The organism is Nocardioides alkalitolerans, from assembly GCA_038184435.1.
GTDB lineage: Bacteria > Actinomycetota > Actinomycetes > Propionibacteriales > Nocardioidaceae > Nocardioides > Nocardioides alkalitolerans_A.
In genome coordinates this window covers 2,220,419-2,232,945 of the sequence record CP116227.1, presented here as the reverse complement: position 1 = coordinate 2,232,945, position 12,527 = coordinate 2,220,419, and the positions used below count along the sequence as shown (strand labels likewise).

Sequence of the window (12,527 nt, the reverse complement as noted above, 5' to 3'; positions counted from 1 at the left end):
GGCCCCAGTCCGCACCGAGTCCGCAAGAACGTTGTAGGGACTGCGTATCAGGGCGCCCCTGGACAGGGTCCTGGCGCACTCGGTTCGCGTTTTCGGGCTCACGGTCAGAGAGTTGCTTCGCAGTAGGTTGCGGCAGGGACTCTTGCCCTGTGCAAGACTCGCGGCATGGCGCAACTCTTGCCGAACGAACAACGCATGTTTGCCGAGGCTGAGGTCGGCCGCGAGCCTGCTTCCAGCGATGAGGCAATCAACGAACGCTATGTCAGCGGCGAGGTTCGAATTGTAACGGAGCAGGCCCGTTATCCGCTTACGTCTATCCGTGACATGGTCGAGGGTGATTCATATGAGTTGAACCCCGACTTCCAGCGGCGACACCGCTGGGACAATCAACGAAAGTCGCGACTCATTGAGTCATTCATCATAAATGTTCCAATCCCGCCAATCTTTCTTTACGAGGCCAAGTACTCGTACTACGAGGTAATGGATGGCCTCCAGCGACTGACTGCGATTCGCGATTTCTATGCTGATGATTTCGAGTTGGTCGGCCTATCGGAATGGTCCGAACTGAACGGGCGAACGTATTCAACGCTTCCGGAGGACATTCGCCGCGGCGTCGATCGCCGATATCTCAGCAGTATTATTCTTCTTCACGAGACGGCCAAGGATGAAATTGAGGCACGAAGGCTAAAGCAGCTAGTTTTCGAGCGGATCAACAGTGGTGGCGAGAAGCTGACTCATCAAGAGTCGAGAAATGCAATCTACCCCGGACCGATGAATTCGCTGTGCCTAAAGCTTAGTCGCAACGCACACTTGTGTGAACTGTGGAACATTCCCGAGCCGACGGTCGTGGAACTTAAGACGGGCTCGCCGGCGCCCGAGGACGCGGTGATCTCTAACAAGCTCTACAGAACCATGGGCGACGCCGAGTTGGTGCTTCGGTTCTTTGCGTACCGTCAACAGTTGGAGCATCAACAAGGCCGCGCGTTAACGGACTATCTAGACGAGTACCTGCGGCTCGCCAATCTCCTCCCGTCCGATGAACTTGCCGAACTTGGCGGCGTGTTTGAATCTGCACTTGAGGTCGTCCATCAATTGTTCGGCAATCGAGCATTTCTGTTGCCAAAGTTGTCGAATGGGCGGTGGATTTATCCTCGTCGGCCGACCCTAACGGTCTACGACCCGATGATGTGGGCTGCGGCGCAGAAATTGTCGCGTGCCTCGGAACTTATCGCCAATAAGGAAAGCGCTCCTGGTTTGTTGCGCGAGATGTACCAGGCGAACGCCGAGAGTTTCTCGGGTCGCACGGCAAACCCGGCTGACATTCGAGCGCGCAATGTCTTGTTCGCGGAACTGATGCAGGCGATCGCGGATGGACGCGCACCGGCTGCGAAAGAAGCGGCTGACGAGCTGTACCTCGAGGACGACGGTCTAAGCGATGAGGCCGCCTTGATCGAGTTGGACGTCGTTCAGGGCTAGCGACGGTGTTGAGTCTCGAGCCTTTGGTTTCGTACCAAAGACGCCTCGATTTAGGAGAGCGTTACATTCATACGCTGGCCGAGCAGGCTGCCCAAACAACCCCGGCTCCGCCGCCGAAAGAAACGTTAACCTCCCTCGAGAGACGACAACTCGCGTATGCGTCGGTGATTGTGCACGTGTATGGGAGTTTGGAGAAGTACGTTGAGGACCTTGCGGAGCATACTGCGCGGGCTATAGGTCGATCCTGGGCTACATATGCGTCGCTCCCTCAAGTTGTGCGCGACGGGCATAGCAAGGTCACACTCGCGACCCTGAGCGCGCTCGCCGACAAGCGGTACAGAGGCAGTAGCACGACGCAGGGCCTGCTGGAGACGTGGACCTCCTGCGAGGCGGGGGCGCCCGACTGGACCCTGAACGCAGAGTGCTACCGCGCGCACACGGCCAACATCAGAGCCTCGACAATCTCGTCTATGTTCGGCGCGCTCGGAGTTGGTGAAGTCGCGTCGCTCGCAATTGGTGACGGAGAGTTGAAGCAGTTCTGTCGCGATCACGACCTGGGGGAGGACGCTGGCTTCTTTCTAGAGGATCTAGCTGAGCGCCGGAACGGAGTCGCTCACGGCGAGGTTCCAGACGATCTGCTCTCGCTACCCCGTTTGGAGCACTACGTGGAGGCGCTTCACATTCTTGGCGACGCGCTCACGGACTCGGTGTGCCTGGCGCTCTGGGGTCTCGGGCCGATGGATGAGCGACTGCCAAAATTGGGTGCGCCATTCGAGGCGTTCAATGGCCGGCGAGTCGTGAGCCACCGGGCCGTCGGCGCTCCGAAGGTTCGTATAGGAACGAGGCTCGGATGGCTGACTTCGGACGGGCATCGCCGAGTCGGGCGCATCGAATCAATTCAGGTCGAGGGTCACGCGATTGACGTGACCACGGATCGGCCGGGGGAGGACTTCGCAATCGGTCTGAATCGGCCTTACGCAAGATCGATGCCGTCATCGTGCTTGCTCACGTCGTAAGGGTGCTCCCGTCGCCTGTGGTGCCACGGTTGCCCCACCTGGCGTGAGCCCTTGGAGTTCTCCGTGCCGTCCGGTTCCTCCACAGGGCAGACGTCCACGGCAGTCTGTGGAGTCAAGGCACCCTCAGCCTTGGCTCACTGCGCCGCCTCCTCGCGGCCCAGTCCTCGACCGACTTGCTGGCCGAGAGCAGTGGACATGATCGACTTCGCAGCCTTCCTTGTGCGGTCCTCGGCTGTCGGCCAGAGGTGGGCGTATGTGTTCAGCGTCGTCGTCGGCTTGGAGTGGCCGAGTGCACGCTGGACGGTCACGACGTCGCAGCCTTCGGCGATGAGACCGCTTGCGAAGTAGTGCCGTAGGTCGCGGAGCTTGATCCCCGTCAGCTCCGCATCGCGGAGCGTCTTGCGCCACCAGTAGCCGACGGTGTTCTGGTGCGGTGGGTCGCCGGTCGGCGCGGTGAACAGCCAGCCGTGCGGTCCAGGCGGGTACGCCGCGACGTGTGCCGATAGCAGCGAAACGAGGCCGTCAGGGATGAAGACCGTTCGCTCCGAACCGTACTTCGGCCTCCTTATTTCGACCTGGCTGCCGGTGGCGCGCTGGACCTGCCTGGCGACGGTGAGCTGGCGGCCGAGGAAGTTCACGTCCTCGACCTTGAGTGCCGCTGCCTCGCCGAGTCGCAGCCCAGCGAACGCGCAGAGCGCGACGAAGGGGCGGAACCACGGATCGGCGGCGGTCAGTAGACGACCAACCTCCTCCGGAGACGGGATCCGCATCGCGTGCTCGCCGCGTCTGACGCGAGGAAGCGTCACGCCGTGCGTCGGGTCGGTGCTGATCAGCCGATCACGGTGGGCGGCTTTGAACACGGCCCGCACATTGTTGAACCGGGTCTTGATGGTCCCCGGCGCGAGGCCAGCCGCGTCCATCGCCTTGACCCACGCCTCGACGTGGGAACGCCGGATTGTCTTCAACGGCAGCTCGGCGAACGTGGCAGACCCGGTCGCCAGGTTCATCGCCAGGACGGTGCCGGGCACCCATACCTGACGCGCTGACCAGTCGTCGTAGAACTGCTTGAAGGTGATCCGTCCGGCCCTGGGGTCGACGTAGCTGTCGGTCACGACCGCTGCCGTGACCCGGTCGAGCCACTGCTGTGCGTCGATCTTGCGGGCGAAGTGGCGTGAATGCTCACGCCCGGTCTCGTCGCGGTATCTCGCCCGCCACTTGCCGTTGGGCCGCTTTGCGATGTTCCCCGCCATGGTGATGCTCCTTCCAGGATCGTTCCATCGTCTCTCTCGGATCCGACGCAGCGGCGTTCAGCGGCGGCCCTGGGGACGGTTGGTCTGGTCTGTGAGCCAGAGGATGAGATCGGCGCGCCAGTAGCGGACGTGGCGGCCGATCTTGAAGCTCCGCGGCCCGCAGCCCAGGTGGCGCCAGTAGCGGAGTGTCCCCTCGGGGACGCGGAGGAAGCGGCAGGTTTCCTGGAGGGTGAGCATCTCGTCGCCCGGGCCCTTGGCGGCGCGGCGGCTCTCGTTGGAGTTGATCGGTGAAGCGGTCATGGTGGTGCCCCTCGTGTGATGAGACCCATGGGTCTCGGGCCGGCGTTTCCGGCCTCACCAGTGAGGTGTGCATGGCGCTCCAATCGATGATCAGCGATATTGGATGGATGGCATCGAAGACGGTGATCGAGATGGCCCGCCGCGCCGCAGGCATGTCGCAGCGTCGTCTGGCCGCGATCGCCAGGACGCAGCAGTCGTCCGTCTCGGAGTACGAGTTGCGCCGGAAGTCGCCGACACTCGACGTGGTCGAGCGGCTGCTTGATGCCGCCAACGCACGGTTGGCCGTGAAGCCCATGGTCTTCTTCGAGCTACACGAAGACGCGGAGATCGGACGGTTCTTCGTTCCGGACGGGCTCTGGTCAGTACCGCTGCCGGACTGCTTCGCCAAGGTGCAGATCCTCAGGTACATCTTCGGGACCGACGACGACCATGTCTGGGATCTCTCGGACGCGGCTCAGCGCATCGCCTACTACGAGCTTGCCCTCGTCCGTGCGCCCCCTCAGATCCTCGAGGACTCGGTGGACGGCCTACTGCTGATCCAGGCGTGGCCCACGCTGGACCTGCCCCAGGTGGTACGTGAGGCATGGCAACCGCTGATCGACGCCGCCACCCCCTCTCAGGACCGACCGCCGCGCGACCCCGGCGGCATCAGCGCGCGCATCGCCGGCGACATCGGCCTGCCGTGGCCGCCGAGCACCGGACGAAAGCGCAAGCGGGCTTGATGCTCACAGCCCGAGGCCAGGCCCTCGGGTCTCCACACGCGTCGGCATGGGCGGCGGTAGCTGCGTTGGCCGCCTTCGGGGCTGTGACCCGTAGCGCTCGATCGCGTCGATCGCCTGGCCGCGCGCGTGCGCGGGCCCCAGGTCTGCACGGTCGCGGCTGAACACGTCGATCCACTGCTTGCGGGCTTCCTCGACCGACTCGGCTACCAGGTGCGCGATGTTGGTGTGACGACCTCTGGTCATCGCGACGTACGCCGCTGCGGCGCCGGTCGACTCGCCAATGGCGACGTGGGCGTGGTCGACGGTCTCGCCTTGGGCGCCGTGGATGGTGGTCGCGTAGGCCAGCTCGACGTGCTCTCGGACGTAGGCAGCTGGCAGTTGCCGGTCCCGCCGAGTCTCCGGTGAATGGACGACCACGCTGCCGTCGTCCCCGACTCCTGATACGAGCCAGGTCTGCCGGTTGGCGACGCCGAGGGCGACGTCGTTGCGTCGGGTGGCGACGCGGTCGCCGAGCCCGATCACGTCGCCGCGTCCCGTGATGACCCCAGCGGAGTCGTTGCTCCGCTCGCTCCGGATGGCAGCGTTGAGCTCCGCGACCTGCTCGCGGGTGTCGGCGACGACCAGCGCGCCGTCGGCGCCGATAGTCGCGAGTGCCGCTGTCCGGGCGGCGTCGGAGGCGTGGACAAGGATCTGCCCGCGTTCTGCGAGTTGGTCGAACACCTCGTCGGCCGCGCGTCCTTCCCGCATCTGCAGACTGAGCCTCGCGTACTCGGGATCGGTGAACCGGTGCACGCGGTCCAGGGTCAGCACCGCGCTGGGATGTGCCCAGGCGATCGCATGGTCGAGGACGCCCCCGCGGCCCACGGCGGGAAGTTGGTGACGGTCACCCATCAGGACGATGCGGGCGCCAGCCTCGTCGGCGATGGTCAGCAGGGCGAGAGCGGTGTCCTGGTCGAGCATCCCAGCCTCATCGACCAGCAGGACATCGCCGCGGTGCAGCCGCGCCTCGGGACCCGGATGGCTCGCCGCCCTGACCCAGTGGCCGTCGGCGTACCAGCGCCAACCGTGCTGGTGGATCAGCCATGCGGCGGAGCGTCCCTCGGCGCCGGTGTCCCGGGCCGCGACCTCGGCGGCCTTCAGCGTCGGCGTCACCACCATCAGGCGGTGGCCGCGCATTGCAAGATGTGTCTGCGCGGTGGCGAGGCTCGTGGTCTTGCCGGTGCCGGCAGCGCCCTCGATGACGATCAGCGTGCCTCTGCCCCTCAGCGCGGCCACCACCCGGGCCTGCTCAGGCGCCAGGCGACTCAGCGTCGCCCGGTGCGGCCGCGCCGGCTCGAGCGGGTGCGAGCGGTGGAGCAGCCGTTCGAGGATCTCGGTCTCTACGGCAAGGACGCGGGACGACGTCAACGATCGCACGTGCTCGGGCACGTCGGGTCGCAGCAGCAGGGGAGTGCAGCGGTCGAGCGCTCGGGCGGTCAGGTCTTCGGCGAGCTCGAGTCGGACAGCCGCCGTGGTGATCAACCCGGTCTCGGCGATCAGCACCTCGACCTGACCACGGATGTCAGCCGCGTTCCACGCCGACCGCTTCGCTCCAAGTCGCGACACAGCCAGTTCCGCCGCGGCATCCCTACGAAGATCGACAACCCGTGGTGAGACGACGGCGACCGACCCGTCCGGATCCGCGTAGCCGAGTGCCCACAGCTCCTCGTTCCACCGCTCGACGATGTCGGCCCCGCTCGTCGGCACAACCTTGTCCGGCCGTGCCTCCGACCACGCCCGCCGATCCCAGGCTTGGTGCCGTCGCGGTCCCGGCTCATCGTCGGGATGCTCCGCCCGCCACTCGGCCTCGTACCGCTCGACGTTGGTGCGGATCTGCGCTGTCCGCGCACTGAATGCTCCGACGAACGGCGCCAACTCCCTGATCTCGCTGATCTTGGGGTCCAGCGTGTACCCGGCGTCGGCGAGCGCCGCGCGAAACTGCGGGTCGGTCGCGACTGCGGCGTGCCCGATGCCGTTGATCGCCTCGATCATGTCCCGCACGCCGACCGAGTGCAGGCCCCGCCAAGCGCCCTTCGCGAACACCCGAGCGTTGATCTGGAGATGCAGATGCCTGTGGGGATCGCCGGCCCGAGACGTGTAGTGCCGGATCACGGCAGCCTCGATCTGCTCGACCGGGACCTGCACCTGGCGTCCACGTGGTCCGACACGTGTGGTGGCGTGCTCAGCGAGGTAGGTGATGATCTGCCCCGCTGCTCGCTCCTGGGCGGAGTCGAGCGCCGCCGACACTTCCCGATTCAGGGCGGCGGCCAGTGACCAGGTCTTCGGGCCGTTGATCGTCACCTCGACGAAGCGCAGCCCGTTCGCGTCCTTCCGCAGCCGCCCCTTTGGCCGCCCGGTCTCGACGACCATTCCGGCCACCCAGTCCTCGTAGGTCTCGCCGTCCATGCCCTGCTTCTTCTCGAGGTGGACCTCCCGCTCCCCGTCGCCGTCCTTGGCTTCGGCGACGAATCGCAGGGCGACCCCGTCACCTTCGGCGAGGTAGTAGTCGTCGTAACGGGCGCAGTCGCGCTCGACGTAGGTCCGCGCAGCCTTCGCGGCGCCACGGTAGAACTTCACGCCTGTATGCAACGCCGATCACCCAGATCGCCCGCTCCAACGCGTCCGTCGACAACCAACGGACGCCCCAGAAATGTCGCGTGGGCCGCCCGATCTCGGGCGACCCATCTACGACCTTCGTAGCATGCGTGCCGCCTGAATTGGAGTGGCTGGCGACGTCGGATGAGGGATGAAGATCGCGAGATTCTGAAGGCCGTGAAGCATCAATGATTGCCGTTGAAGTTGGAGCGTTGGCTAGGCGAACGTTGAATCGAGCAGGGACGGGTTGGCGCTCGGCGGTAAGGCACGTCGGCAGGCCAGCCGCAGGCGTCGCACTGCAAAGGTCACCAGCGCTGGATGCTGGAGTGCGACCCGTTCTCCGGACACGGGCTCGCTTGCCTGATAGGAGTACGGGGTGACGATTGACGTCGGGAGCGCTGCGCGCCCCGCTGACCTTGCCGCTGCCGCCTTCGCTGCCCTCGCCGCCGAGTTCTTCGAGGAGGACGGCAGTCCGATTCGCTTCGAGCTGCGGGACAAGCGTCAGACGCAGGACGACCCATTCGATGAGCACGTCGCCGCCGTTCTGAGCGCTCGCCTCCCCGAAAGCGTCAAAGTGTTCGGCAGCGCCGGACCACTCATCAGCCCGGACGTAGTGCTCGCACGACAAGAGGAAACCGCGTTGCTCCTGCGGGGCGGCGGAGAGCCCGACTCACGTCACGTCATCGGCATCGAGGTGAAGAAGCTCAACTCGACCGGAGCCGGACGCGCGGCGCGGGCAACCGGGATGGACTACAACTCCACGCCGCCGTGCCAGACGATCAAGGTCGAGACGGAGGCGGGCCGTGAGCTTCGAGTGCCGGCGACGTATCTCTTCGTGGAACTGGTCCTTGTCGAGAGCAACGAGTTCTATCTCAGGAGTCTGGCGCTAGTCGCGGGATCGGCGCTCAACGAGGACGTCGAGCTCTACGACCGGATCACCGGCGTTCGTCAGAAGGCCATCGGACTCGGCACCTATGGCGACGGCCTCGACCGCCAGAGGCCGATGCTCGTGTTCGCCAACCCGCTTGGCTGGGACTGGCTCCAGGATGCTGCGACTCTCATTCACCCGACAGGTGGGCTGGACGACGAGCAGGACCTTGAGCTTCGCCGCACGATGGTCAGGACCACCACCGATGGTGACAAGCGAACCTTCGGGTGCTACCGGCTGCGTGAGTCTCCAGGACACCCGCTGCCGGATGCCGTGGCTCCATTTCGTACCTCCCGGAACCGCAGAACCGAAACGACCCAGCGGGGCAGATTCCGCATCTCGCTCGCTCGAGAGCGTTAGGACTGAGCTGTCTCGGAACGCCGCACGCCGGAACGTCGAGACAGCACGCCAAGATCAAGGCACACGTTGTCCGCGGCCTCGATAGCGGCAATGGTCAGTTCCGCGAGGTCGACGTCTTCCCACGTGAAGCGTGACATCACGGTGCCTCGAATGACCGATTGCACGTCACTGAAGCCAACTTGGGTGCCTTCATCGATCAATTCTTGGAGCAACGCCCTGGCGCGCTCGACGGTCGGCGGCCCCACGTCCGATCGTCGCCGGCAAACCACAACAGAATCGAGGTTGGACGGGTCGGATGCGCCCGACTTGGTGCTCGACGTACTCATCTCGGCCTTCACCGGCTGGATGGCGGTGATGACGAGGCCAGCGCATTTGAGCGCCTTCACCAGAGCCGACCATCCCTGTGGCTTCGATTGGTGGAACGTGAAGGCAAGGAGCCCCTCGTCCTTCAAGACTCGAGCCGACTCTCGCCACACTGCTGCGATGGCATCGCCGAACTCGTCCGCCTCGGTGTGCTGAACCTCGCCCTTGGCGCGCGTGGTTGCGATGGCGGGATAGGTGTCGTATGGGTGCAGTTGTGTGAGCCAAGCATGGAAGAAGTCGGCTAGTTCGGAGTAGTGGACGTTGTCGAAGAACGGCGGGTCGGTTAGAACCAGATCCACGCTCTTGCTCGGTAGCCCGGATGCCGCCGAGGACCCCGTCGTGATCATTGCGGCGGCCCCTTCGTGGCTGAACAGGCTGGCCGCATCCGTGAAGACAGGGACGGACAGGGGCCGACTAATGCCGTAGACCCGCTCTTTGCCGACGATGTCATGCGGGCGCATCTTGTAGTCGAGCGCGCGAATGATCCGGCTCTTGTAGAGCGTCGAAAAGGAGCCCGAACTCGCGGGCGTGCCCCACGGATGCGCTTCGAGGGGAACACGTTCCGGCTTCAGGATGTGGTGGCTAAACATGTGCCGTACGGCCCCTGTCCCTTCGCCCTTAAACGAGCAGAAGAGGTTGTTGAACTCAAGCGTGCCGCTGAACAGAGTTGCGAGCGCCTCGCGCTCTGGGGTTTCCGGGAGTGCCTGGATTGCAGCCCCAAGGAGGCCCAGGCAGTAGAGCTGACGGTCGTTGAAGAAGTCTTCCCAGCGGGTGAATCCCCAGCCCATGGCTTGGCGCGTGTTGTACCCGTCCTCAAGCATCCCGACAGGAAGTACGAGCTTGTCCCGATGCTCGACCAGCAACTTGGACGCTCGGTCGTAGAGGTCGAGGTCGAAGTCTGTGATGGGCTCGTAGCGTTTGGTGCCATCGGATCCCAGGACCAACTTGGCATACATTCGGTGTGAGGGCCGGTGGCCGCCGAGTGAGGCCGTGACCTTGGTGCGATGGCCTTGGCGGCAGGTCATCCACGGCCCAGAGACGGTCCCAGTGAGAGGAGCGGTCTTCCCGCAGTCGCCGCAGGTGAGGGTTTCGTCGGCTACTGCGTCGACGACCACTACCGCGTGACAGTTCGGACAGCTCGCCTGAGCTCGAGGGTACTTCTTGGCGTAGGCGTGCTTGGCGAAGACTCGTGTGCTGAACAGGTCGATCGGCGGTTCGTCGGCGGCACAGTCCGGACACGAAGCCTGGGCGACCCAGAAGTAGTACAGAACCGTCTCGCCGGTCTCGGCGACGTGTAGCTCGTCGATGGCATCTCTTGCGGCCGCCTCCACTGTGGCAAATGCCTGATCAAGCGCAATAACGTCCCACTCGGCGACGGACTGCCGCTGCACCAGTGTTGCGACGGGGTTGATGTCCTGCCCAATCGCCTTACAGCCCATCTTCAGCGCTTCGACGAGCGTCGTGCCTGAACCTGCGAACGGGTCGTAGACGACGGCGCCGGATGCATCGAACTTGCTGCTGAAGGCTGACGATGCGCTGGCGCTGTCTGGCGTAAGAGAACCGATGAGCAGCCCTCGAAAGACCGTGCCGAGGCGCTGAGCCCACCACTTGTGGGTGTGGCTCGCAGGGCGGTGCACTTCCTTGCGCCATGACTCGGCCTCGGCAGCCTGATTGATCTCGGCTACCGGGAAGTCGAACTCCAGGGAGGTGCGGCTCGGAATCATGCCCACCAGTATCGCTGGCGGCACCGACGTTCGCGGCGCCGACGCACCTACCTGTGGATAGCGGTCGCCGAGGGCCTCTGGTGTTCCCGGAAGCGCTCAGGAACGCGGGCTTTCGGGCCGAGTGGCCGTGCTCGTTCGAGTCGGGTGGTTGCGACCTCCAACCTGTCCGCAAACTGTCCGCGAGAAGTCCGATCCAGACCGCGGGCAGCCAACAGGCTCCAACGACGCGGCGGACGTGTTTGCGCAGGTCAGGACACACTTGTCAGTCACGACCAACGATGACCGTCGAAACCCGACCCATGCGGGCGACGTTCCGCTTCAACGTGTAGTCGACCGCGAGGGCTCGCCGGTGCCGTGCGCTCACCGGCTGGAGCGCCACCGCCGAGGCGTCGCACGACCCCGCCGGCTGCTGGATCTCGTCATCCACCTCGCGATCCGTCGCGCCGCCCGTCGGAGGTACGTGTGACCCGCCAGCAGAAGGCCCGCATCCGCCTCACGATCTACATCGTCTCCAGCCTCGGCTCGGTGGCGGTGGGGTACCTCGTCGCCAAGGGCTGGGCCGGCGACGCCGAGACCTCGCTGTGGGCCGGGATCGTCGCGGTGGTCAACGGCATCGCCGCGTTCAACACCGACACCAGCGACCCGGAAGGTCCGCCGGCGGTCTGAGCCGAGCCGCGCCGCGGGCGCGGGCTCCGAGCGCGCTCGGAGCCCGCCTAGTCTTCGCAGGTGATCCCCGGGCCGACTGCGCGTCTCGGCTTCCGCGAGATGGACGACGGCGACCTCGATCGCATGGCCGCCATGCTCGGCGACCCGGAGGTCATGCAGTACTACCCCGCTCCGAAGACGCGGGACGAGGCGTTGGGGTGGATCCGCTGGAACCAGCGCAACTACGCCGAGCACGGCTACGGCCTCTGGATCATCGAGACCCACGACGGCGCCTTCGTCGGGGACTGCGGGCTGACCTGGCAGCCACCGGACGACGCGCGGGTCCTGGAGGTCGGCTACCACGTCGTGCCGGAGCAGCAGGGCCGCGGCTACGCGAGCGAGGCGGCGCGCGCGTGCATCGAGCTCGCGCTGGGGCCGATCGGTGAGGCGCGGGTGGTCGCGATCATCAACCCCGACAACCTGCCGTCACGTCGGGTCGCGGCGAAGGTCGGTCTCCGTGCGGAGCGGTACGCCGAGGTGCGCGGTCTCCCCGTCGTGGTCCACGAGCTCGAGCCCGCGCCTCGCTGACGCCGCGCTCAGGCGCGTCGGCCTCGGCGCCGCCGTCGGCCCCACAACGGCTCCTGGGGGTCGGTGTGCCGGAGGAAGAAGTAGTGCATGAACGCGGCCCAGAAGAGCGTCGTCAACGATGCGATCACGATCACCTCGTCGAGCGACGCTCGGAACACCAGCGTCTGGATGGCGAGAAAGAGCGTGAAGAAGACGACGGCGGACAGCAAGGTGCGCTGCCACGGCGCGATGGACCGCACCCCGTCCGCGGGTCGTTGGCGGGACACGGTCAGCGCGAGCGCTTGCCGCCCCCGCGCCGGTCGCGGAGCGACTGCACGGCGCGGTCGATCTTCGCCTTGTTCTGCGGCTTGCGGGACTCGTCGTACAGCTTCTTGCCGACGGCGACCAGGGCGGCGGTGCGGAGGATCTTCATGCCCGTGACGGTACCCAGCGTCCGGTCGGCCACCGCGCACACCGGTCCTTGACCTCAACCGCACTCGAGGTCCTAGCGTCGCGCCCACGCGCAGCCGACCGGCTGCGCT

The 12,527-nt window shown here is 65.5% G+C and carries 11 protein-coding genes; 5 read left to right on the top strand and 6 right to left on the bottom strand.

All coding sequences use genetic code 11. From position 1 onward, the window contains the following. The first annotated feature begins 165 nt into the window (after positions 1-165). Complete coding sequence (locus tag PIR53_10715) at positions 166-1,476, top strand: DUF262 domain-containing protein (GenBank protein ID WZH50499.1); 1,311 nt, start codon at positions 166-168, stop codon at positions 1,474-1,476. 1,150 nt (positions 1,477-2,626) lie between these two features. On the opposite strand, the gene PIR53_10710 is transcribed toward PIR53_10715, so the two are convergent. Both PIR53_10710 and PIR53_10705 read right to left on the bottom strand, forming a co-directional pair. Continuing rightward, positions 2,627-3,742: a site-specific integrase gene (locus PIR53_10710; GenBank protein ID WZH50498.1), complete on the bottom strand. Its 1,116-nt coding sequence runs from the start codon at positions 3,740-3,742 to the stop codon at positions 2,627-2,629. Positions 3,743-3,799: 57 nt separating this feature from the next. Then, entirely contained in the window at positions 3,800-4,042 is a 243-nt protein-coding gene (locus PIR53_10705) for a helix-turn-helix domain-containing protein (protein ID WZH50497.1), read from the bottom strand. A gap of 107 nt (positions 4,043-4,149) precedes the next feature. Between PIR53_10705 and PIR53_10700 the strand changes: the two genes are divergently transcribed. Further along, a complete protein-coding gene (locus PIR53_10700; protein WZH50496.1) occupies positions 4,150-4,764 on the top strand; it encodes a helix-turn-helix transcriptional regulator in 615 nt (204 codons plus the stop codon). Positions 4,765-4,767: 3 nt separating this feature from the next. Here PIR53_10700 and PIR53_10695 read toward each other — a convergent pair whose 3' ends face one another. Continuing rightward, complete coding sequence (locus PIR53_10695) at positions 4,768-7,380, bottom strand: AAA family ATPase (GenBank protein WZH50495.1); 2,613 nt, start codon at positions 7,378-7,380, stop codon at positions 4,768-4,770. 394 nt (positions 7,381-7,774) lie between these two features. Between PIR53_10695 and PIR53_10690 the strand changes: the two genes are divergently transcribed. Further along, positions 7,775-8,686, top strand: a complete 912-nt coding sequence (locus PIR53_10690) for a hypothetical protein (GenBank protein WZH50494.1) — start codon at positions 7,775-7,777, stop codon at positions 8,684-8,686. Here the strand turns inward: PIR53_10690 and PIR53_10685 are convergent. Beyond that, positions 8,683-10,773, bottom strand: a complete 2,091-nt coding sequence (locus tag PIR53_10685; protein WZH50493.1) for a DNA methyltransferase — start codon at positions 10,771-10,773, stop codon at positions 8,683-8,685. The genes PIR53_10690 and PIR53_10685 overlap by 4 nt on opposite strands. Before the next feature lie 462 nt (positions 10,774-11,235). Between PIR53_10685 and PIR53_10680 the strand changes: the two genes are divergently transcribed. Both PIR53_10680 and PIR53_10675 read left to right on the top strand, forming a co-directional pair. Further along, entirely contained in the window at positions 11,236-11,439 is a 204-nt protein-coding gene (locus tag PIR53_10680; GenBank protein WZH50492.1) for a hypothetical protein, read from the top strand. A 60-nt stretch (positions 11,440-11,499) separates the two neighbouring features. Next, the gene (locus PIR53_10675) at positions 11,500-12,006 is read left to right on the top strand and encodes a GNAT family N-acetyltransferase (GenBank protein ID WZH50491.1); all 507 of its coding nucleotides are present in this window, start codon (positions 11,500-11,502) and stop codon (positions 12,004-12,006) included. 8 nt (positions 12,007-12,014) lie between these two features. Here PIR53_10675 and PIR53_10670 read toward each other — a convergent pair whose 3' ends face one another. Both PIR53_10670 and PIR53_10665 read right to left on the bottom strand, forming a co-directional pair. After that, entirely contained in the window at positions 12,015-12,245 is a 231-nt protein-coding gene (locus PIR53_10670; protein WZH50490.1) for a hypothetical protein, read from the bottom strand. Positions 12,246-12,274: 29 nt separating this feature from the next. After that, positions 12,275-12,418, bottom strand: a complete 144-nt coding sequence (locus tag PIR53_10665; protein ID WZH50489.1) for a hypothetical protein — start codon at positions 12,416-12,418, stop codon at positions 12,275-12,277. Positions 12,419-12,527 lie beyond the last annotated feature (109 nt).